The organism is Mesorhizobium sp. M1050, assembly GCF_040318715.1.
Taxonomy (GTDB): domain Bacteria; phylum Pseudomonadota; class Alphaproteobacteria; order Rhizobiales; family Rhizobiaceae; genus Mesorhizobium.
Map to the genome: position 1 here is coordinate 1 of NZ_JAMYMV010000034.1, position 20,200 is coordinate 20,200.

Consider the following 20,200-nt stretch of genomic DNA (forward strand, 5'->3'; position numbering starts at 1 on the left):
TCGTTTTTGTTTCATCTCCGACTCCCCAGGGGGGGGGGGGGTCCCCCCCCCCCCCCAACCCGGACCTGCGGTCCGACCTCCCCACAAGGGGGAGGTGGAGGGCTGGCGCTTTTCGCGACGGCTATGGTCTCGACAGGAAAACTCACTTCGCGACCTGCCTCGCCCCAGCACCCGCCGCCGGTTCAACCGACGAAATCTCGTGCGTCAGCGTGTTGCGGGTGACCTTCAGCCAAGCCCGGCAGCCGCTGCCATGGTACCAGTATTCGCTGGTCTGCCCGGCGATATTGTCGCGCAGATAGACATAGTCAAAGACCTCGTCCTCCGAGGCGCCGGCCACCGGCCGCACCGGCTTAGCATCGCCGAGATAGGTGAACTCGCCGAGTTCACGTTCGCCGCAGAAGGGACAGACAATGCGCATGCTGTTCTAGGCCGCCTTCAATGCAGGTTCGGTTGGGCGCCCTGGCCCTTTTCGTCGATCATCGCGCCCGTCCGGAACCGGTCGAGGCGGAACCTTGCAGCTTCTGCGTGCGATTCATCGCGGGCCAGAAGGTGGGCGAACACGAAGCCCGAGCCCGGCGTCGCCTTGAAGCCGCCATAGCACCAGCCGGCGTTGATGTAGAGCCCGTCCACCGGGCTCTTGTCGATGATCGGCGAGCCATCCATCGACATGTCCATGATGCCGCCCCACTGGCGCAGCAGGCGCACGCGGCCGATCATCGGCATCAGCGCCATGCCGCCCTCGCAGACGTCCTCCATCACAGGCATGTTGCCGCGCTGGGCATAGGAATTGTAGCCGTCTATGTCGCCGCCGAAGACCAGCCCGCCCTTGTCTGACTGGCTGACATAGAAATGGCCGGCGCCGAAGGTCATGACGCCGGGGATGAGCGGTTTGATCGCCTCGGAGACGAAGGCCTGCAGCACATGGCTTTCGATCGGCAGGCGCAAACCGGCCATCGCCGCGACGCGCGAGGAACTGCCGGCAACAGCCATGCCGACCTTTCCGGCGCCGATCTTGCCGCGCGACGTCTCGACGCCGGTCACCTTGCCGTTGGCGTCGCGGGTGAACCCCGTCACCTCGCAGTTCTGGATGATGTCGACGCCGAGCGCGCTTGCCGCATGGGCATAGCCCCAGACCACGGCATCGTGGCGCGCCGTGCCACCGCGCCGCTGCAGGAGCCCGCCTTGCACGGGAAAGCGCGCATTGTCGAAGTTCAGGAACGGTATCATCTTCTTGACGGCGGCGAGGTCGAGCAGTTCGGCGTCGATGCCGTTGATGCGCATCGTGTTGCCGCGCCGTGCATAGGCGTCGCGCTGTGCGTCGGAGTGGTAGAGGTTGATGACGCCGCGCTGGCTGACCATCGTGTTGTAGTTGAGGTCCTGCTCCATCCGCTCCCACAGCTTCATCGACAGTTCGTAGAAGCCGGTGTTGCCGGGCAGGCCGTAATTGGAGCGGATGATGGTGGTGTTGCGGCCGGCATTGCCGGAGCCGATCCAGCCTTTTTCGAGCACGGCGACGTTTCTGATGCCGTACTCGCTGGCCAAGAACCAGGCGGTTGCCAGCCCGTGGCCGCCGCCGCCGATGATCACCACGTCGTAGTGATCCTTCGGCGTGGCGTCACGCCACGTGCGTTGCCAGTTCTTGTGGCCGGACAGGGCGGCGCGGGCGAGCGAGAAGATCGAATATTTCATACGTTCATTCCGAGGTCGCTCGCATCCCGCCGGGTCGTCAGATATCCAGCGTGTGGTCGCGCTCCCATTGCGTGAAGTGCGAAGCATAGGAATTCCATTCCTGGTGCTTCAGCTTTAGGTAGGCCGACGAGAATTCCTCACCCAGCGCCGCCTTGAGCGATTTGTCGTTGTCGAACTCGCGCAACGCATCGAGCAGGTTGAGCGGCAGCTTCGGCGCGCCCTCCACCGTATGGCCGTGCTGGTACATGTCGATGTCGTAGCGCCTGCCCGGATCGGCTTTCGAGCGGATGCCGTCGAGGCCGGCCGCGATGATGACCGCCTGCAGCAGATAAGGGTTGGCGGCACCATCCGGCAGGCGCAGTTCGAAGCGGCCGGGACCGGGCACGCGCACCATGTGGGTGCGGTTGTTGCCGGTCCAGGTCACCGTGTTCGGTGCCCAGGTGGCGCCCGAAATGGTGCGCGGCGCGTTGATACGCTTGTAGGAATTGACTGTCGGGTTGGTGATGGCGGCCAGCGCAGAGGCATGCTTCATGATGCCGCCGAGGAAATTCCTGCCCTTCGCCGACAGGCCGAGTTCCATCGCATTGTCGGCGAAGACGTTGGTCTTGCCGGCCTTGTCCCACACCGAGATATGGGCATGGCAGCCATTGCCGGTCAGTCCCTGGAAGGGTTTGGGCATGAAGGTCGCTCGAAGGCCATGCTTTTCCGCGATCGACTTGACCATGAATTTGAAGAAGGAATGCTTGTCGGCGGTCGCCAGCGCGTCGTCGAATGCCCAGTTCATCTCAAATTGGCCGTTGGCGTCCTCGTGGTCGTTCTGGTAGGCGCCCCAGCCGAGCGCGAGCATGTGGTCGCAGATTTCCGCGATGACATCGTAGCGGCGCATCACCGCCTGCTGGTCGTAGCAAGGTTTCGACGCCGTATCGTATTCGTCGGAAATCGTCTTGCCGTCCGGGGAAATCAGGAAGAACTCGGCCTCGACGCCGGTCTTGACATGCATGCCATCACTGGCGGCTTCCGCGATCAGCCGCTTCAGCGTGTTGCGCGGCGCCTGGTCGACCTCCTTGTCGTCCATGATGCAGTTGGCGGCGACCCAGGCGACTTCAGGCTTCCACGGCAGCTGGATGACCGAATTCGGGTCCGGCACCGCCAGCATGTCGGGATGCGCCGGCGTCAGATCGAGCCAGGTGGCAAAGCCGGCAAAGCCGGCGCCATCCTTCTGCATGTCGGCGATCGCCTGCGCCGGCACCAGCTTGGCACGCTGGCCACTGAACAGGTCAGTGTAGGAAATCATGAAGTATTTGACGTTTTTCGCCCTTGCGAATTCAGCAAGATCAAGTGTCACCGCAGTTCCCCATTTTTGTCGATTGTTGGCCCCAGAGCATGTGGGCTTCGGCCCTTCGTTGATCAGAAGCCGTTCTTCCCCGGTATCCAGTTGGTGCCGGCCAGCGGCACGCCGGCCATGGCGGCTGCCTCGATCGTCAGTGCGACAAGGTCCTCGGGCTCGAGATTGTGCAGGCTGTTCTTGCCGCACGCGCGGGCGATCGTTTGAGCCTCGAGCGTCATCACCTTGAGGTAGTTCGCCAGCCGGCGTCCGGCGGCGATGGGATCGACCCGCTTCATCAGTTCCGGGTCCTGCGTGGTGATGCCGGCCGGGTCGCGCCCCTCGTGCCAGTCGTCATAGGCGCCGGCCGTGGTTCCGAGTTCGTTATACTCCGCCTCCCAGTGCGGATCGTTGTCGCCGAGCGCGACAAGGGCAGCCGTGCCGATCGAGACCGCATCGACGCCGAGCGCCAGCGCCTTGGCGACATCGGCGCCGTTGCGGATGCCACCGGAGACGATCAGCTGCACCTTGCGGTGCATGCCGAGATCCTGCAGCGCCTGCACCGCCGGCCTGATGCAGGCAAGTGTCGGCTGGCCGACATTCTCGATGAACACTTCCTGGGTCGCGGCGGTACCGCCCTGCATGCCGTCGACGACGACGACATCGGCGCCGGCCTTCACGGCAAGCGCAGTGTCGTAATAGGGCCGCGCGCCGCCAACCTTGACGTAGATTGGCTTCTCCCAGTCGGTGATTTCACGCAGTTCGAGGATCTTGATCTCGAGATCGTCGGGACCGGTCCAGTCCGGGTGGCGCGAGGCCGAGCGCTGATCGATGCCTTTCGGCAGCGTACGCATTTCGGCGACGCGGTCGGAGATCTTCTGGCCAAGCAGCATGCCGCCGCCGCCTGGCTTGGCGCCCTGGCCGACGACCACCTCGATGGCATCGGCCCGGCGCAAATCGCGCGGGTTCATGCCGTAGCGGGAGGGCAGGTATTGATAGACCAGCTGCTTGGAATGGCCGCGCTCCTCCTCGGTCATGCCGCCATCGCCCGTGGTGGTCGAGGTGCCGGCCAGCGTCGCGCCGCGCCCAAGTGCTTCCTTGGCAGGCCCCGACAGCGAACCAAAGCTCATGCCGGCGATGGTGATCGGGATCTTCAGCTCTATCGGCTTCTTGGCGTGGCGCGAACCCAGCACCACGCTGGTGTCGCAGCGTTCGCGATAGCCTTCGAGCGGGTAACGCGAGATCGAGGCGCCGAGGAACAGGAGGTCGTCGAAATGCGGCAGCTTGCGTTTGGCACCGCCACCACGGATGTCATAGATGCCGGTCGCCGCGGCACGGCGAATTTCGGAAAGCGTATAGTCGTCGAAGGTCGCGGATTTGCGCGGCGTCGTCGGCGGGTTCCTGTAGGTCATGCTGCCTCAATACGCGTCGGCGTTGTCGATATTGAAATTGTAGAGCGTGCGCGCCGAGCCGTAGCGCTTGAATTCCGAGGGCTTGACGCCGGTGACGCCGGCGCGGTCGAGCAGGCCCTGCAGCAATTCCAGGTGCTCGGTCCGCATCTCCTTGGCAACGCAGTCGGCACCCAGGCTGCCGACCTTGCCGCGCACGAACAGCCGCGCCTCGTAGATGGAATCGCCCAGCGCGTCGCCGGCATCGCCAAGCACCACCAGATTGCCGGACTGCGCCATGAACGCAGACATGTGGCCGATATTGCCGTGAACGACGATGTCGATCCCCTTCATCGAAATGCCGCAGCGCGACGAGGCGTTGCCCTCGATGACCAGCAGGCCGCCCCTGCCGGTGGCGCCGGCATACTGGCTGGCGTCACCCTTGATGGTGATCGACCCCGACATCATGTTCTCGCCGACACCGGGACCCGCCGAGCCATGCACGGTAATCGTGCTGCCGGAATTCATGCCGCCGCAGTAATAGCCGACGCTGCCGCGCACATCGATGGCGACAGGCTGGTCGACGCCAACTGCGACCGAATGACTGCCTTTCGGATGGAGCACCTCCCAGGCTGTTTCATTCGAGCCGGGAGCCAGATTGTGAAGCGCCTGGTTGAGTTCGCGCAGCGACATCTGGTCGAGATCGAAGACTCGAGGGTCGTGCGCCGTCGTCTTTGAAAGGCTGATTGCCGGCATGAACTCAGTGCTCCCAGAAATAGACGGTTGCGGGCTCGGGTTCCCAGACCCTCGCATTGTCTATGCCGGGCAGTTTGGTCAGCGCGCGATATTCCGAGCCGAAGGCGACATACTGGTCGGTCTCGGCCATCACGGCGGGCTTGCAGGCGATCGGGTCGCGCACCACGCCAAAGCCGTTCTTGGTGCCGACGACGAAGGTGAAGAAGCCGTCGAGATCCGAAAGCGTGCCTTCCAGCGCTTCGCCCAGATTCTTGCCATGCGCCATCTGCGAGGAGAGATAGGCGGCGGCGACCTCGGTGTCGTTCTCGGTCTCGAAGGTCATGCCTTCGCGGATCAGCTCTCGGCGGACATTGTTGTGATTGGACAGCGAACCATTGTGCACCAGGCACTGATCGGCCCCAGTCGAGAACGGATGCGCGCCCATCGTCGTCACTGCCGATTCCGTCGCCATGCGGGTATGGCCGATGCCATGCGTGCCGGTCATCTTGCGGACATCGAAGCGATCGACGACAGCCTCGGGCAGGCCAACTTCCTTGTAGATCTCGACAACGTCGCCGGCGCCCATGATACGGATGTCGGGGCGTAGCGCCTGGATGGTCTCGCGCGCCTCGTCGATTTTGGCGGGCGTGGTCCTGACGACCGCATGGGTGGATTTCACCGCGATCGTCACCGGCGTGCCGATGGCCTTGGCGAGTTCCGCCTCGAGGCCGCGGAAATCGCGCTCCGGCTTGGCTGACTGGATGGTGATCTTGGCCTCGTCTTTGGAAGGCGCGCCATAGATGGCGATGCCGGCGCTGTCCGGGCCGCGATCACTGAGCGAGATCAGCATCTGCGACAGCATCGCCCCAAGCTGGGGTTCCAGCGCCTTGTCTTTCAAAAACAGTCCGACAATCCCACACATGTCAGCCTCCCAACGTTTGTAACTATGAGATGATGTATCGAATGCGTTGGCGAAATTCAATCGTATGAAAAAAATTTTCCTCTGGTTACGTATGTGGCGTAATGCCGCCATGCGAATTATCGCTGCCTGTCCGCGCATTGTGAACCCATTTGGCGGTGCGGATGCGGGCGATCTTGTAAGCGTCGAGGATCGATAAGGCATAGATCAGGAAACCGCCGGCCTGCCGGCCGACGAAGCTGGCGTCAGGCGACGCGATCTTGGCCGTGACGCATGCCAGGATCACCATGAAGAAGAGGAACTGCAGGCCGCGCACCGGCACGCCGAGAATGACATGTCCGCTTGCCGGCAGCACGATTGCGGCGCAGAGAACCAGATAGGGATTGGTCGGTGACGGGGTGGAACTGGTCATGCGGCCTGCCGTTCGCTTTTGTTGATGGCGTCGCGCAGCGCCGATACCGATACCAGCAATCTTTCGATCAATGCTGGATCGAGTGTGGTGCCGCCAAATTCGGCTTGCCGGAAAACGCCGTAGCGCGCCCGCTCGGCCTCGGCCAACAGCCAGACGATACGCACTCCGTTCGGGGTGATCAGCAGTTCCTTGGCGCGGCCCTCGGCAAAGATCTCGATATGGCTGGCGATGAGGCCCTGGGGAAAGCGCGCCGCCCTGCGGTCGGTTCGCAGAACCGCCTCGGCAGGAAATCCCGGGGCCTTGGGCTGCGTATGCTCAAGGTGATCGAAATTGGAGAAAGTCGTCGGCGAGCCCGGCCGCATCATCATGTCGAAGGTAGCTGGCACTGCCACCTCTTCGGTGACCGAAACACTGAGCCAGCGCGCCGGCAGTTTCCGCGTCGCCAGCGTATCGACGATGGTGCGTACCTGCACGCGCCGGCCTCTCCATGATCCTTGCCAGGTGATGACGCCGGCGGTGCCGTCCGAAACATCGGCTGCGTCGGCGATGACGGTGCGGACACGGCCCAACTCGACGGCGAGCGCAGCCGAGGCCCTGTTGCGGCCGATGCGCGCCAGCCAGGCAAGGTGGAGGGCGAGAGTCAGGACAATGGCCCCGGCAAGCAGTGCTGATGTCACCTCGGACATTTTCTCATGCCAGGCCCGCCCGGAGTCCGGACGGGCCTACTCCCATCAATACCCCTGCGGCTTCGGCCACGGCATGGTGAACTGATCGCCGCGCCGCACGAATCTGTACCGGTAGAAATGGAACCACAGCGAGATCAGGAAGTAGAAGGCGACCATGGCGATCAGCTGCGAACCGAAGCCGAGGAAAATGGCGAAGAAGGTCACCACGCACAGGCAAAACAGCACGACGGCCGGGATCGGATGGAACGGGTGCGTGTAGCCGCGACGTATGGAGCCCAGCGGCCACTTCTTGCGGAACATGACGATGTTGATGCTCATGAACGTGTATTGCAGCACGCCTGACAGGATCGAGAAAGTGATCGCCTGGTTGAGGTCGGCGATGAAGGCGAAGGCCAGCGCGATCGGCAGCAGGAACAGGATCGAGCGGTAGGGCGTGCGATATTTCGGGTGCACGGCCGAGAACCAGGTCGGCAGATAGCGGTCACGGCCGAGCGAGAACCAGGCGCGCGCCGCGTCGTTGATGCAGCCATTGGCCGAGGCCAGCGCGGCAAGCAGCGTGGCGACAAACAGCAGGTTCTCGAGCAGCGGACTGCCGGTCAGCTTGCCCGCGTCCCACAACGGGTAATAGGTGATGCCCAGATATTCCCAGGGCATCATCGAGGCGCAGACATACCAGGTCATGGCGGCGGCGATCAAAAGCGTGATCATGCCGGCCATGGTGCCATAAGGCAGCGAGCGGGCCGGCGAGCGCACTTCTTCGGCGGCCTGCGTCGTCCCCTCGATGCCGAGATAATACCAGATGCCGAACTGGAAGGCGGCGATGACGCCGATCCAGCCATAGGGCAGGGCGTTGCCGGGGGTGACCAGTTCGTTGAGCTTCAGCACGGCGCCCTGCGTCCACGGGCTGACCGAGAAGAACAGGATGACGATCGAGATATAGGCGATTGCGGTGATGACGAAGTTGACGTTGAGCGTCATCAGCACGCCACGATAGTTCAGCCACGCCAGCACGACGATGGTCGCGGCGATGAAGGAATTGTGGGTCAGCCCTTCGACCCCCGCCTTGGCGACGATCGTGTCGCCGAGCAGGATGGCGTCGGACACTTCGAGCATGGTGTAGGCAAAGACCAGGAACAGCGCGACATTGAACGCCATCAGCGGTCCGACGATGTGCTTGGCCTGCGCATATTGGCCGCCGGCGGCGGCGACGGTCGATGTCACCTCGGAATCGATCATCGCGACCGAGGTGTAGAGCAACCCGACAACCCAGCAGACGATCAGCGCGGCCAGCGCGCCGCCCTTGTCGGCGGCAAAATTCCAGCCGGTGAATTCGCCGACGAGAACGATGCCGACGCCAAGCGCCCAGACATGGGCCGGGCCAAGCACGCGCAGCAGGGAAACCCTGTCTCCGTGGATTGCCGGTTCAAGTGTAACCGTCATTGTTCAATCCCCACTCAGATCCGGTGTTTTTCGGAAACGGCTTCCAGTTCACCTTCGCGCGACGAGGTCAGCACCTCTTCGGAGAAGGTCGTGTCGACCTTGAACCAGTCGTAGAGCATCCACAGGGCAAGCACGATCGAGATGCCCCAGCATGCGTAAGAGAGTACCGTCCACATGGTGCGTGCCCCAATTTTTGTCGTCGAAGCTTCTACTTGTCGTCGAATTTTTCGTTGATGACGTCGCGATATTCGCGGTCGGACGCGCGAAACAGGAAGACGAAATAGCCGATCAGCACGGCGGCCATGATGATCAGCGTCGGCCAGTCGATGACATAGTGAAAGCGGTTCTGGATGATGTCATGCGCGGTCTCGGGCGTGTAGCCGAGCTTTTCCCAGATCGAGGCCATGGTCGGGTTCTGGCCAAGCGCTTCCCACGTCTTGGCGTCGAGCGCGTCGATTGATTTTGCCGCACCGGCAAGGCCTAGCTTGAGCGGCAGCCACAGCGCCACGAAAATGGCGACCACGACGACGGCGATGTCGAAAACCTGCCCGGCCTTGCTCTGCTCCGGTGGCGTGTAGCGCGGCATCTCTTCTACCCCTCAGGACTTGCGGTTGCGGAACGCGTCGGCGTTCTTGATATCGAGCCCGTAGATGAATTCCTTGTCTTCCTTGTAGTGCTTGACCATCGCCAGGATGGCGGCCGTGTTGAAGATCAGCACGGCAGCGGCGGCGGCGGCAACGACCGCCTTGATCCCCGCGTTCGGGACGTACGGCCACGTCATGAAGAGGACGAAAAGGATCGTCGCCCACAGGCACACGATCAGGAGCGCGGAGCCGCGCACGTCGGAACGGTACAGCGCTTCGATGCGCCGGTGCATGTCTGACATCGGTTTTCCCCTTTTCCCAACGTTCGACCCCGAATTGGCCGCCCGCTGCCCTCTTTCAAGAGAGTGAAATTTTTTTCATAAATTCCGTCCGAATCCCGCAATTGTCAAGCGCGATTTACGCCGGGTTAACCGTTTGCTTCGCGCAACGGATTTTGCCTCACAATGAAATTAATTGCTTATGGGTATTGCGGCGCCCTGACGTTTGCGGTCAATATTCGGCCAAAGCTCCCGCCGCTGCGCAGGGAGCGGGGAACGGCAAAAGATTTTTCGAAGCGGAGGACGTGCGGATGACGGCATCCTGGAGATTTTCGGCCCTGGCGGATCGCCATCGCGCGCTCGGTTCGAAGCTCGAAGACTGGAGCGGCATGGGAACCGCGTGGAGCTACGACAAGGATGCCGACGAGGAGTACATCGCCATCCGCACCAAGGCTGGCCTGATGGACGTCTCCGGCCTCAAGAAGGTCCACATCACCGGACCGCACGCCTCGCACCTGATCGACCTGGCGACGACGCGCGATGTCGAAAAGATCTATCCCGGCAAGTCGGCCTATGCCTGCATGCTGAACGAGGCGGGAAAATTCACCGACGATTGCATCCTCTACCGCACCGGCCCCAATGCCTGGATGGTCGTGCACGGATCGGGCACCGGCCATGAGGAATTGCAGCGCGCTTCGGTGGGACGCGACGTCTCGCTGCGCTTCGACGACAATCTGCACGATTTGTCGCTGCAGGGTCCGACATCGGTCGACTATCTGGCCAAGCACGTGCCGGGCATCCGCGACCTCAACTATTTCCACCACATGCAGACGCAGCTGTTCGGCTTTCCGGTGATGATCTCGCGCACCGGCTACACCGGCGAGCGCGGCTACGAGATTTTCTGCCGCGGCCAGGATGCCGGCACGATCTGGGACAGGATCCTCGACGAGGGCAAGAGCGCCGGCATCATTCCGTGCCGCTTCACCACACTCGACATGCTGCGCGTCGAAAGTTACCTGCTCTTTTATCCCTACGACAATTCCCAAAAGTATCCGTTCGACAATGAGGGCCCCGGCGACACGCTGTGGGAACTCGGCCTCGACTTCACCGTCAGCCCTGGCAAGACGGGCTTTCGCGGCGCCGAGGAGCACTACCGCCTGAAGGGCAAGGAGCGCTTCAAGATCTATGGCGTTCTGCTTGACGGCAAGGAGCCGGCCGATGAAGGCGCGCCTGTGTATCGCGACGGCAAAAAGGTCGGCGTGGTGACCTGCGCCATGTATTCGCCGCTGGTCGAGAAATCGATGGGTATCGCCCGGCTCGACGTCGATTGCGCGGTCCAGGACACCAAGCTCGAAATCCGCAACAAGAGCGGTGCCATCAAGGCCACCGCGCAGCCGCTTCCCTTCGATGATCCCAAGAAGGCCAAGCGCACGGCGAAAGGTTGAGGCATAGTCAACGGCGAGGGGTTCGAGGCACGAAGAGTTAGATGGCAGTCAAAAGCATCATCAGCCGGCCGGTTTACGGAACCTTGGGTCCGCAACCGGGCAAGCATCATCTTTTTATCGCGGATGCGGAAGGGGCGCTGGCGATAAGGGACATGGCCGGCAGCGCGCCGGCCGGGTTCTTCGACGGGGCCGAGATCGTCTTCATTCCTGGCTCTGACGGTAGACACACCGCCGCCCTGGAATCGCTGAAACCGGCACAGTTTCATCAGGCTCCGTCCTTCGCCAGCCTGCTGCCACGGCTCAGGCAGACACTCGCCAACGCGCATATGGGCCTGCGCCTCTATCTCGCCGGCACCGAAGGCCTGATCGGCCAGGCGATGCAGCTGGCGCTTGAAGCCGGCATCGACCACACCTCGATCCAGACCGAGCACCGCGGCTCGCGGGCGCGGCGCATGCAGTGCGTGCACTGCAAGGGCATCACCGAGAATGTGACGACGCAGCCGGCGACCTGCGCGCATTGCGGGCTGCTTCTTCTGGTGCGCGATCACTATTCCCGGCGCATCGCCGCCTTCCAGGGCGTCTGCATCAATGCGGAAGATCGCTCGGAGATTCCTCCGATGGAGGAGATTTTTCGATGAGCACCGGAACAACAAAACTCGACGTCGTCGTCAGCGATGTCGTCCCGGTCAACGACCTAGTCACCCGCTTCCATTTCCGTCGGCGCGACGGCGAGCTTTTGCCGACCTTTTCCGGCGGCGCCCATGTCGTGGTCGAGATGCGCGACGGCGAGCGCACCAGGCTCAATCCTTATTCGCTGATGGGCTCGCCGCTCGACACGCGCGAATATACGATCTCGGTGCGCCGCGACGATGTCGGCCGCGGCGGCTCACTGTTCATGCACAGGCATGTTCGCCCCGGCATGGAGATGGTGGTCAGCTACCCCGTCAACCTCTTCTCGCTCGACCTGCGCGCCAAGAAGCACCTGATGCTGGCCGGCGGCATCGGCATCACCCCGTTCATGGCCCAGACCGCGCAACTGGCGGCCGAAGGCGGCAATTTCGAGCTGCACTACACCTGCCGCACCGCATCGCTCGGCTCCTATGCCGATGTGCTGCGCGAGCGCTACGGCCGTCGCATCAGGCTCTATCACGACGATCGCGAGGAACGCATCGAGCTCGACCGCTTGCTGTCGACGCAGCCGCTCGGCACGCATCTCTATGTCTGCGGCCCGGCCGGCATGATCAATTGGGTGCGTGACCGCGCGGCAAGCCTCGGCTGGCCGCCGGAGACCGTGCATTTCGAGCATTTCGCGGCCCCCCAGCCCGGGCTGCCGTTCGACGTGACGCTTGCCGTCAGCGCCAAGACGATCCGTGTCGACGAGCAGCAGAGCCTTCTCGAGGCGATCGAGGCGGCCGGCGTCGATCCACCCTATCTCTGCCGCGGCGGCGTCTGTGGCCAGTGTGAAACCAACGTCATCTCTTCGGACGGCAGGTTCATCCACAACGACCACTGGCTGAGCGAGGAAGAGCACCGTTCGGGCAAGAAGATCATGCCGTGCGTGTCGCGCTTCGAGGGCCGGTCGCTGGTCCTGGAGCGCTAGGAGAAAATCATGGGCATCACCTTTCGCAAGGAAACGTTCCGCGACGACTTCACCTTCAGGAACAGCCCGGAGCACATAAGGCGGTTTCCGTTCCCGTTCCACGAAGACGCCTACATGTATGCGGTCAACATCGAGCCGCATGTCGTCGGGCCGAAGGGCAGCGTGCTGGAAAACCTGATCGACGTCGACGAGCACTATGTCGCCGAGATGCAGGATCGCGCGCTGGTGCTCGCCGAGGACCCGTTGCGGTGCCAGTCGCTGCCGCACATGACGTTGGCCGGCTGGGACCTGCTCGAGCTTTTGATGGAGCAGCAGGCACTTGGCTATCCCGAGCACTTCACGCTGACCCGTGACGGCGATCGTTGGCGCTGGATCAACCGGCCGCTCGGCATCGACGACACCTTCACCTTCGGCGACACCTCGACGCTGCCTTACGGGCCGATGGAGTACATCACCCGGCAGAGCCAGGGCGATTTCTGCATCCTCGACCAGCGCGACGGCAATCTGTGGATGGATGCCGGCATGGTCACCACCCAGGCCGACTGGTCGCTCGATTTCGACATCGGCATGAATTTCTTCGAATGGCACGCGCCGGTGCCGCTTGCGCATGAGAAGGGGATTTTCGTCAGGGCGCTGAAATTCCTCACCAACATCCAGCAAGGCAAGCCGGCGCGGCGCCTGAACTGGACGATGACCATCAACCCGCGCCTCGATACAAGCCCTGAGAACTATCACAAATGGGGTCCGGACCGGGCGACGGTGACGACTGAAAATGTCGGTGACAAGGTGCATCTGCGCGTCGAACTGCAGAGCTTCTGGCGGCTGCCGCGCTCGAACGGCATCGTCTTTCCAATCCGCTGCTATCTGATCAAGATGGATGAACTGGTGACGCAGCCGAAATGGGCACGGCGCCTGCACCGCGTCATCCGCGATCTTCCTGACGAACTCGCCAACTACAAAGGCCTGACGCGCTATCGCCCGGCGCTGGTCGAGTGGTTGTCGAAGCTGGATGATGGAAGTGCGACGTCGCCGGGGTTCGGGCCGGACTGAAGCTGCCGCCCGCAAATCTGCCAATCTCCCCCACGAGGGGGGAGATTGGCTAGCTCAGCCCGCACTCTGCGGATAACAAATGATCGAGAGATAGCGCATCGGCAGTTTGGTCAGCTGCTCCGGCCCGTGTGGCGCGTCGGCGTCGAAGAACAGGCTGTCGCCGGGCTTCATCGGGTAGAGATTGCTGCCGTGCCGGTAAACGACCTCGCCCTCGAGCATGTAGAGGAACTCCATGCCCTCGTGCTGGAAGGTCGGGAACACATCCGAATCCTCCGTCAGCGTGATCAGATAGGGTTCGACGACGACGCCGCTGGTGTTGGAGCCGATATGGCCGAGCAGATTGTACTGGTGGCCGGCGCGCGTGCCGCGGCGCTCGACGTCGAGGCCTTCGCCCGCCTTGACGAAGACGGCGCTGCGCTCTTCCTCGAAGCGGCGGAAGAAGGCGGTCACCGGAACGCCCAGCGCCCGCGACAGTGCCTGCAAAGTGGTCAGCGACGGTGAGGTGATGCCGTTCTCGATCTTCGACAGCATGCCCAGGGAAATGTCCGTGGCTACCGCGAGGTCTGCGACGGTGATGCCGAGCTTCTTGCGGAAGGCGCGCACCTCGCGGCCGATCGCGACCTCCAGCACTTTTTCACGGGTATCGCGAATGGCATGCGGGTTCTGCGTCAGCGGCGCGCGGATGGTTTTCCCGTCGGCCGAGACCTTTGGCAGCGGCTTGGCCTTCGCACCGGCGGAACCAGCCTTGGAATCGGAAACTGTCTTCGCCATGTCGCCCCGGCACTCCTGGGATTTATTTCACTCTAGGTGAACATGTCAGCTGCCGATACAGCAGCGCAACTGCGACGGCAAGTCGCCTGAAGGCGCATGCGCGTGATCCCGCGTTTGGCCGCACCAGTTTTTTTCGGAAATCCATCACGGTGCAACCTTGTTTCAGCACCGGCCGGTTGACAGCACGAAAGGGCCAATTATTGTCCTGTGAGTGAAATTTGTTTCGTAAGAGCAATTCCATGAAAAACGTAAAGCGGTTTTCCCGGGAAAAGCCGGTTGCGCTTTCCCTTGGGGATTGCGTCAAGACAAAAGCCGAAATCAGATCGGGAGGCCTGCCATGAACAGTCGCGTTGCCGTCATCGGAGCCGGTCCATCCGGCCTGGCACAGCTCAGGGCTTTCAAGTCGGCGGCCGACAAGGGCGCCGACATCCCCGAGATCGTCTGCTTCGAAAAGCAGTCGGACTGGGGCGGCCTATGGAATTACACCTGGCGCACCGGCCTCGACGAGCACGGCGATCCTGTGCATGGCTCGATGTACCGCTACCTATGGTCCAACGGCCCGAAGGAATGCCTGGAATTCGCCGACTACACTTTCGAGGAGCATTTCGGCCGGCCGATCGGCTCCTATCCGCCGCGCGCCGTGCTGTGGGATTACATCAAGGGCCGTGTCGAGAAGTCAGGCCTGCGCAAATGGGTGCGCTTCAACAGCCCGGTGCGCATGGTCACCTTCTCGAACGAGACGAAGAAATTTACCGTCACCGCGCATGACCGCACCAATGACGTCACCTACTCGGAAGAGTTCGACAATGTCGTCGTCGCTTCGGGGCATTTCTCGGTGCCCAACGTGCCCTATTTCGAGGGTTTCTCCACCTTCAACGGCCGCATCTTGCACAGCCATGATTTCCGCGACGCGATGGAGTTCAAGGGCAAGGACATCCTGATCATCGGCCGCTCCTATTCAGCCGAGGACATCGGTTCGCAATGTTACAAGTACGGCGCCAAATCGATCACCTCCAGCTACCGCTCGAAGCCGATGGGCTTCAAATGGCCGGAGAATTGGAAAGAGGTGCCGCTGCTGCAAAAGGTCGTCGGCAAGACGGCGCATTTCAAGGATGGCACCACTAGGGATGTCGACGCCATCATCCTGTGCACTGGCTACCTGCATTCCTTCCCTTTCCTCACCGACGATTTGAAGCTCAAGACCGCCAATCGCATGTGGCCGCTCGATCTCTACGAAGGCGTCGTCTGGGAGAAGAACCCGCAGCTTTCCTATATCGGCATGCAGGACCAGTTCTACACCTTCAACATGTTCGACGCGCAGGCCTGGTTCGCGCGAGACGTGATCATGGGCCGCATCAAGCTGCCGTCGGCCGAGGCGATGGCCGCGCACGGCGCGAAATGGCGGGCGCGTGAGGAAACGCTGGAAGACGCCGAGCAGATGATCTGGTTCCAGGGCGACTACACCAAGGAATTGATGGATCAGACCGACTATCCCGGCTTCGACGTCGAGGCGGTCAACCAGACCTTCATGGAGTGGGAGCACCACAAGGGCGAAGACATCATGAGCTTCCGCGACCACGCCTATCGCTCGCTGATGACCGGCACCATGGCACCGCTCCACCATACGCCCTGGCTGCACGCGCTGGACGATTCGATGGAGAGCTATCTGGAGGTAAAGGGGGTAGCGGCTGAGTAGCTCCGGCCTCCGAACCGAAGGGTCGCATCAGCGAAAAGTGGATGCCGATTTTTGGCTTCGCCGACCTCGGCTTCGGAAAAGATCATGGTCAAATCAGAAAACGAAAATAGAGTCCGCGGCTTAGGGTCAAAATCCAATCATTCTGAACGATCGAGTCCCGGCCCTTCTCGGCCATTTGACGCCGAGAGCCTGGACGACGCAAGTTGACCCGATCACGACGCTCACTCCGGTCAGTGGTAACGTCCGGATTTGGCGCGCGATTCCGACCTCAGCGAACGAAGTTACGACACGCCATTCCAGTGTATGATTGCTTCGCCAAATTAGGTGTGCGCTGCAATAGCAGCCGGATTCAGTCGCGCTTGCCGAAGGGGCTGTCGGCTCTGGCGGGATTGGCGTAAGCTACAGCTAAGGGGGTGCACACATGCACCGCATCATCGCCATAGCGATCTTAGTTCTCGCGGCCGTGTTCAGCTCCGCGCGGGCGGAGGTGCTGATCGGCGTCTCGGCTGCGATGACGGGACGGCTCGCCTGGATCGGCGAGCAGGGACAGCGCGGCGCGGAGATGGCAGTGGCCGACGTCAACACGGCGGGCGGCGTGCTCGGCCAGAAGGTGAGGCTCATCTCGGTCGACGACTTCTGCGATCCCGAGCAAGCTGTGGCGGCCGCCAAGAAGCTGGTGGCTGACGGGGTCGTGCTCGTCGTCGGGCATTATTGCTCCGGGGCCTCGATCCCCGCATCAAAAGTGTACGAGGAGGCGGGCGTCGTTGAGATATCCCCAGGCTCGACCAATCCGCAGCTGACCGAACAGGGCCGTGCCAATGTCTTTCGCACCATTGGCCGCGACGACGCGCAAGGGTTCATCGCCGGCAACTACCTTGCCGATCGCTGGGGCAACAAGAAGATTGCGATCCTCCACGACAACTCGACCTATGGGAAGGGTCTCGCCGACGAGACCAGGAAGCAGCTGAACAAGCGGGGCGTGACTGAGGCCGTTTACGACGCATACATTCCCGGGAAGGACGACTATTCGGCCGAGGTCGCTGCGTTGCAGACCGCCGGCGTCTCGGCCTTGTATGTGGGTGGGTATCATGCCGAGGTTGCGCTGATTGCTCGCGCTGCACACGACAGTGGCTATACGCTTCAGCTCATATCCGGAGATGCTTTGGCGACCGAGGAATTTGCCCTGATCGCCGGCCCCGCGGCGGAGGGGACCCTCTTCACGTTCCCGGCGGACCCGAGGCGAAGCTCCGAAGCGGCCGCGGTCGTTGAGCAGTTCCGTGCGGAGAACTTCGAACCCGCGGGCTATACGCTGTTGAGCTACTGCGCGGTCCAGGTCTGGGCCCAGGCCGTCTCGAAGGCAGGTTCGCTGGAGCCGAAGGCCGTCATTGCGGCACTGCACGAACAGGAATTCGACACCGTCATCGGCCGGGTCGATTTCGACGACAAGGGCGACCTCACGAAGCAGAGCTGGGTTTGGTACGTCTGGCGCGGCGGAGAGTACGTGCCGGTTGAATAGGATTCGCTGATCGCCGGCGCGCCGGCTGAGACGTCTAGTCTGATGAAGACCAGTGTGGCCGGACTGTTCCGACTCGCCGAGATGCTTGAACGCCTCGGCATACGCGGCCGGCTGTTGCTCGCCTTTTTCGGGATCAGCGCCCTTGCGGTGCTAGCAACCGCTGCGGCGCTTTATGCCTTCCTCCAGGTTGGCGACGTCGTCGACCGAATTACCACGGATCGAGTGCCGTCGGCGCTCGCCTCCCTCCAGCTGTCGCGCCAGGCCGAACGGGTCGCTGCTGCCGCGCCATCGGTGCTGGCAGCGACAAGCAGGGCTCAGCACAGCGAGGTCTCGGCTGCCGTCGCGCTCGAGATGTCCCGCCTCGAGGCCCTGCGCACGGACCTCCGGGATGCCACGTCGGGCACAGTGCCTTTGGCCGAGATCGAGGAAGCCGCGATTGTTCTGAGGCGCAACCTGAAGGAGCTCGACTCTCTTGTTGTCGCCCGGCTCGACGTGGTAGCCCGTAAGGAGGAACTCCTGAACCGCCTCGCCGCGACGACGACCGGCAGCCAGCGCCTTGTCGCCACCGGCATCCTAGTGATGGATTCCAGGCTCCCGCAATGGCGGGCGGTCGCGGCCGACACGTCGCTGTCGCCTGATCGACGCGCAGCGGCGATGGCCGACCTGGTCCAGGCGATTGCGGCCTACATCCCCCAGCAGAAGGCGCAGCTGGAGATCTCGGCGGTCAACGACGCGCTGGTGAAGGTCGCGAACGCGCCGACGCCGGGCGACCTGGCGTTGATCCTTTTTCCGCTACGCCGTTCGCTCACTGCTCTTGAAAAGGTTGCCACGGAGATCGACGAAAAGCTGCGGATCCGCTTCCGGCAGCGTGTCGACGAATTCAAGGGTTTGACCGACGGCGAGGACAGCATCCCCAAGGCGCGGGAGGACGAGTTTGCTGTCCTGGCACAGGGCGAAAGGCTTCTGGCCGAGAACAATCGACTGTCGCGCAATCTCACCGCTGGCGTCGATCGCCTGGTCGCCACGGCAGACCAGGAGATCGCTGCGTCCGGTCGCGAAGCCGCGCTCGTCCAGCGCTACGGCACCGCGGTTGTGCTCGGCTCCGCCTTCCTCAGCCTCCTGAGTTCGGTTCTGGTTGTCTGGCTCTATGTCGACCGCAGCCTCCTTGCCCGACTGGGGGCCGTGAGCCAGGGCATGCTCGCGATTGCGGGGGGCAACCTTCGTGCGCCGCTGCCCGCAGCTGGCAGCGACGAAATCGGGCGCATGGCCGAAGCGCTGAGACTCTTCCGGGATACTGCTGTCGAGATCGAGGAAAAGAATCTGCGCGACGTTGCGGAAGCTCGTCAGCGGCTCATCGATGCCATCGAAAGCATCTCCGAAGGATTCGCCCTGTACGACTGGGAGGACCGGCTCGTCCTCAGCAACAGCCGCTACCGCGAATTGCTCTACACCGGTCTGGAGACCGAACTGACGCCCGGCACGACATTCGAGCAAATCATTCGCCGATCCGCTGAGCGCGGCTACATCAGGGACGCCGAGGGGCGGGTCGAGGAGTGGGTCGCCGAGCGCCTCTCGCGGCACCGCAACCCTGGCGAACCTTGGGTGCAGCGGCGAGGCGATGGGCGATGGGTCATGATCAGCGAGCGGCGGATCAGCGCCGGCGGCACGGTCGCCGTCTATTCGGACATCACTGAGCTGAAGCAAAGGGAGGAGAACCTCGCCGAGAAATCCGTGGTTCTGGAGGCGCTTTCCAGCAAGCTGGCGAAGTATCTGGCGCCCCAAGTGTATCGCTCGATATTCACCGGCCGCCAGGAGGTCAGGATCGCCAGCCAGCGGAAGAAACTGACAATATGCTTCTCCGATATCGCCGGCTTTACCGAGACCACTGACAAAATGGAATCCGAGGATCTCACCCAACTCCTCAATCACTATCTGACGGAAATGTCGAAAATTGCTTCGGATCACGGCGCGACAATCGACAAATATGTCGGCGACGCGATCCTGATGTTTTTCGGCGATCCCGAGACTCGCGGCGTCAAGGAGGACGCGCTGGCTTGCGCGCAGATGGCACTTGCAATGCAAAAGCGGATTATCGAGCTTGCCGAAGTCTGGCGGGACATGGGGATCGAAACACCGCTGCGCTGTCGCATCGGCATCCATACCGACTACTGCACCGTCGGTAACTTCGGCAGCGAGGACCGGATGGACTACACGATAATCGGCGGCGCCGTGAATCTCGCCTCGCGCCTGGAGCAGGAGGCGCCGCCGGGGGCCATCCTCATTTCCTACGAGACGTTTGCGCAAGTGAAGGACTCAATCGACTGTGAGGAGTTGGGGCACGTCCAGGTCAAGGGGATCGCCTATCCCGTCGCCACCTACCGCGTCATCGATCTGAAGGACAATCTGGCGGCCGCTCGTTGTGCTGTTCGAACCGAGCTGCCGCACTTCAGGCTGGAACTTGAACCGGAGCTGATGTCCCCTGACGAGCGTGGCGATGCCGCCACTGCACTTCGAGACGCGCTGGATCGGCTTTGTCACAAGCCCGGGCAGTAGGGCTTGGTCCACAACGACCCCTCCCAATGGACGCAAGGAGTGGGATGTGAGACGCCACTCATTGGCAGAACGGTCGCTCTCAGTCTTCGAACTCGGGCGGAACGTCCGCATCGG

The 20,200-nt window shown here is 62.5% G+C and carries 20 protein-coding genes; 7 read left to right on the forward strand and 13 right to left on the reverse strand.

Going from position 1 to position 20,200, the window contains the following annotated elements; genetic code table 11:
* Positions 1–142 precede the first annotated feature (142 nt).
* The 12 genes from NKH57_RS18850 to NKH57_RS18905 all read right to left on the reverse strand — a co-directional run bounded on the left by NKH57_RS18850 (position 143) and on the right by NKH57_RS18905 (position 9,470).
* Positions 143–418, reverse strand: a complete 276-nt coding sequence (locus NKH57_RS18850) for a sarcosine oxidase subunit delta (RefSeq protein WP_352946107.1) — start codon at positions 416–418, stop codon at positions 143–145.
* Between the two features lie 17 nt (positions 419–435).
* Positions 436–1,689, reverse strand: coding sequence for a sarcosine oxidase subunit beta family protein (locus NKH57_RS18855; RefSeq protein WP_352946109.1), 1,254 nt, complete (start codon positions 1,687–1,689; stop codon positions 436–438).
* A gap of 37 nt (positions 1,690–1,726) precedes the next feature.
* Positions 1,727–3,034, reverse strand: a complete 1,308-nt coding sequence (glnT, locus tag NKH57_RS18860; protein WP_352600485.1) for a type III glutamate--ammonia ligase — start codon at positions 3,032–3,034, stop codon at positions 1,727–1,729.
* 62 nt (positions 3,035–3,096) lie between these two features.
* The gene (locus NKH57_RS18865) at positions 3,097–4,425 is read right to left on the reverse strand and encodes an FMN-binding glutamate synthase family protein (protein ID WP_352729211.1); all 1,329 of its coding nucleotides are present in this window, start codon (positions 4,423–4,425) and stop codon (positions 3,097–3,099) included.
* A 6-nt stretch (positions 4,426–4,431) separates the two neighbouring features.
* Positions 4,432–5,157, reverse strand: coding sequence for a GltB/FmdC/FwdC-like GXGXG domain-containing protein (locus tag NKH57_RS18870; RefSeq protein WP_352946113.1), 726 nt, complete (start codon positions 5,155–5,157; stop codon positions 4,432–4,434).
* A 4-nt stretch (positions 5,158–5,161) separates the two neighbouring features.
* Positions 5,162–6,058 carry a class II glutamine amidotransferase gene (locus NKH57_RS18875; protein ID WP_352946116.1) on the reverse strand — a complete coding sequence of 299 codons (897 nt, stop codon included), beginning with the start codon at positions 6,056–6,058 and terminating at the stop codon, positions 5,162–5,164.
* Between the two features lie 85 nt (positions 6,059–6,143).
* Complete coding sequence (locus NKH57_RS18880) at positions 6,144–6,467, reverse strand: hypothetical protein (protein ID WP_352946119.1); 324 nt, start codon at positions 6,465–6,467, stop codon at positions 6,144–6,146.
* A complete protein-coding gene (locus NKH57_RS18885; RefSeq protein ID WP_352946121.1) occupies positions 6,464–7,153 on the reverse strand; it encodes a hypothetical protein in 690 nt (229 codons plus the stop codon). The genes NKH57_RS18880 and NKH57_RS18885 overlap by 4 nt, the downstream gene beginning before the upstream one ends.
* Positions 7,154–7,198: 45 nt before the next feature.
* Positions 7,199–8,593, reverse strand: a complete 1,395-nt coding sequence (locus NKH57_RS18890; protein ID WP_023759013.1) for an APC family permease — start codon at positions 8,591–8,593, stop codon at positions 7,199–7,201.
* A gap of 14 nt (positions 8,594–8,607) precedes the next feature.
* Positions 8,608–8,769 carry a hypothetical protein gene (locus NKH57_RS18895; RefSeq protein ID WP_023759014.1) on the reverse strand — a complete coding sequence of 54 codons (162 nt, stop codon included), beginning with the start codon at positions 8,767–8,769 and terminating at the stop codon, positions 8,608–8,610.
* Positions 8,770–8,801: 32 nt separating this feature from the next.
* Positions 8,802–9,179: a hypothetical protein gene (locus tag NKH57_RS18900; protein WP_023759015.1), complete on the reverse strand. Its 378-nt coding sequence runs from the start codon at positions 9,177–9,179 to the stop codon at positions 8,802–8,804.
* A 12-nt stretch (positions 9,180–9,191) separates the two neighbouring features.
* Positions 9,192–9,470, reverse strand: coding sequence for a hypothetical protein (locus NKH57_RS18905; RefSeq protein ID WP_352729203.1), 279 nt, complete (start codon positions 9,468–9,470; stop codon positions 9,192–9,194).
* A gap of 296 nt (positions 9,471–9,766) precedes the next feature.
* Between NKH57_RS18905 and NKH57_RS18910 the strand changes: the two genes are divergently transcribed.
* Genes NKH57_RS18910 through NKH57_RS18925 form a run of 4 tightly spaced genes read left to right on the forward strand, consistent with a single transcriptional unit; the run spans position 9,767 to position 13,550 of the window.
* Positions 9,767–10,900, forward strand: coding sequence for an aminomethyl transferase family protein (locus NKH57_RS18910; RefSeq protein ID WP_352946126.1), 1,134 nt, complete (start codon positions 9,767–9,769; stop codon positions 10,898–10,900).
* A 41-nt stretch (positions 10,901–10,941) separates the two neighbouring features.
* On the forward strand, positions 10,942–11,538 hold the full coding sequence (locus NKH57_RS18915; protein ID WP_352946128.1) for a dimethylamine monooxygenase subunit DmmA family protein: 597 nt from the start codon (positions 10,942–10,944) through the stop codon (positions 11,536–11,538).
* Positions 11,535–12,500, forward strand: a complete 966-nt coding sequence (locus NKH57_RS18920; protein WP_352946131.1) for a PDR/VanB family oxidoreductase — start codon at positions 11,535–11,537, stop codon at positions 12,498–12,500. The genes NKH57_RS18915 and NKH57_RS18920 overlap by 4 nt, the downstream gene beginning before the upstream one ends.
* A gap of 9 nt (positions 12,501–12,509) precedes the next feature.
* A complete protein-coding gene (locus NKH57_RS18925; RefSeq protein ID WP_352946133.1) occupies positions 12,510–13,550 on the forward strand; it encodes a heme-dependent oxidative N-demethylase family protein in 1,041 nt (346 codons plus the stop codon).
* A 54-nt stretch (positions 13,551–13,604) separates the two neighbouring features.
* Here NKH57_RS18925 and NKH57_RS18930 read toward each other — a convergent pair whose 3' ends face one another.
* The gene (locus tag NKH57_RS18930; protein ID WP_023759021.1) at positions 13,605–14,321 is read right to left on the reverse strand and encodes a helix-turn-helix domain-containing protein; all 717 of its coding nucleotides are present in this window, start codon (positions 14,319–14,321) and stop codon (positions 13,605–13,607) included.
* A gap of 337 nt (positions 14,322–14,658) precedes the next feature.
* Between NKH57_RS18930 and NKH57_RS18935 the strand changes: the two genes are divergently transcribed.
* The 3 genes from NKH57_RS18935 to NKH57_RS18945 all read left to right on the forward strand — a co-directional run bounded on the left by NKH57_RS18935 (position 14,659) and on the right by NKH57_RS18945 (position 20,086).
* Positions 14,659–16,017, forward strand: a complete 1,359-nt coding sequence (locus NKH57_RS18935) for a trimethylamine monooxygenase (protein WP_352946136.1) — start codon at positions 14,659–14,661, stop codon at positions 16,015–16,017.
* A gap of 421 nt (positions 16,018–16,438) precedes the next feature.
* Positions 16,439–17,533 (forward strand): branched-chain amino acid ABC transporter substrate-binding protein, encoded by a 1,095-nt coding sequence (locus tag NKH57_RS18940; protein WP_023759023.1) that lies wholly within the window; start codon positions 16,439–16,441, stop codon positions 17,531–17,533.
* A gap of 81 nt (positions 17,534–17,614) precedes the next feature.
* Entirely contained in the window at positions 17,615–20,086 is a 2,472-nt protein-coding gene (locus NKH57_RS18945) for an adenylate/guanylate cyclase domain-containing protein (protein ID WP_352946210.1), read from the forward strand.
* The last annotated feature ends 114 nt before the right edge of the window (positions 20,087–20,200 follow it).

What these genes read in the sequence shown, in the direction of transcription:
- NKH57_RS18850 (WP_352946107.1), bottom strand. Translation starts at nt 418, where the DNA reads ATGCGCATTGTCTGTCCCTTCTGCGGCGAACGTGAACTCGGCGAGTTC.
- NKH57_RS18855 (WP_352946109.1), bottom strand. Translation starts at nt 1,689, where the DNA reads ATGAAATATTCGATCTTCTCGCTCGCCCGCGCCGCCCTGTCCGGCCAC.
- NKH57_RS18865 (WP_352729211.1), bottom strand. Translation starts at nt 4,425, where the DNA reads ATGACCTACAGGAACCCGCCGACGACGCCGCGCAAATCCGCGACCTTC.
- NKH57_RS18870 (WP_352946113.1), bottom strand. Translation starts at nt 5,157, where the DNA reads ATGCCGGCAATCAGCCTTTCAAAGACGACGGCGCACGACCCTCGAGTC.
- NKH57_RS18875 (WP_352946116.1), bottom strand. Translation starts at nt 6,058, where the DNA reads ATGTGTGGGATTGTCGGACTGTTTTTGAAAGACAAGGCGCTGGAACCC.
- NKH57_RS18880 (WP_352946119.1), bottom strand. Translation starts at nt 6,467, where the DNA reads ATGACCAGTTCCACCCCGTCACCGACCAATCCCTATCTGGTTCTCTGC.
- NKH57_RS18885 (WP_352946121.1), bottom strand. Translation starts at nt 7,153, where the DNA reads ATGTCCGAGGTGACATCAGCACTGCTTGCCGGGGCCATTGTCCTGACT.
- NKH57_RS18890 (WP_023759013.1), bottom strand. Translation starts at nt 8,593, where the DNA reads ATGACGGTTACACTTGAACCGGCAATCCACGGAGACAGGGTTTCCCTG.
- NKH57_RS18895 (WP_023759014.1), bottom strand. Translation starts at nt 8,769, where the DNA reads ATGTGGACGGTACTCTCTTACGCATGCTGGGGCATCTCGATCGTGCTT.
- NKH57_RS18900 (WP_023759015.1), bottom strand. Translation starts at nt 9,179, where the DNA reads ATGCCGCGCTACACGCCACCGGAGCAGAGCAAGGCCGGGCAGGTTTTC.
- NKH57_RS18905 (WP_352729203.1), bottom strand. Translation starts at nt 9,470, where the DNA reads ATGCACCGGCGCATCGAAGCGCTGTACCGTTCCGACGTGCGCGGCTCC.
- NKH57_RS18910 (WP_352946126.1), top strand. Translation starts at nt 9,767, where the DNA reads ATGACGGCATCCTGGAGATTTTCGGCCCTGGCGGATCGCCATCGCGCG.
- NKH57_RS18915 (WP_352946128.1), top strand. Translation starts at nt 10,942, where the DNA reads ATGGCAGTCAAAAGCATCATCAGCCGGCCGGTTTACGGAACCTTGGGT.
- NKH57_RS18920 (WP_352946131.1), top strand. Translation starts at nt 11,535, where the DNA reads ATGAGCACCGGAACAACAAAACTCGACGTCGTCGTCAGCGATGTCGTC.
- NKH57_RS18925 (WP_352946133.1), top strand. Translation starts at nt 12,510, where the DNA reads ATGGGCATCACCTTTCGCAAGGAAACGTTCCGCGACGACTTCACCTTC.
- NKH57_RS18930 (WP_023759021.1), bottom strand. Translation starts at nt 14,321, where the DNA reads ATGGCGAAGACAGTTTCCGATTCCAAGGCTGGTTCCGCCGGTGCGAAG.
- NKH57_RS18935 (WP_352946136.1), top strand. Translation starts at nt 14,659, where the DNA reads ATGAACAGTCGCGTTGCCGTCATCGGAGCCGGTCCATCCGGCCTGGCA.
- NKH57_RS18940 (WP_023759023.1), top strand. Translation starts at nt 16,439, where the DNA reads ATGCACCGCATCATCGCCATAGCGATCTTAGTTCTCGCGGCCGTGTTC.
- NKH57_RS18945 (WP_352946210.1), top strand. Translation starts at nt 17,615, where the DNA reads ATGCTTGAACGCCTCGGCATACGCGGCCGGCTGTTGCTCGCCTTTTTC.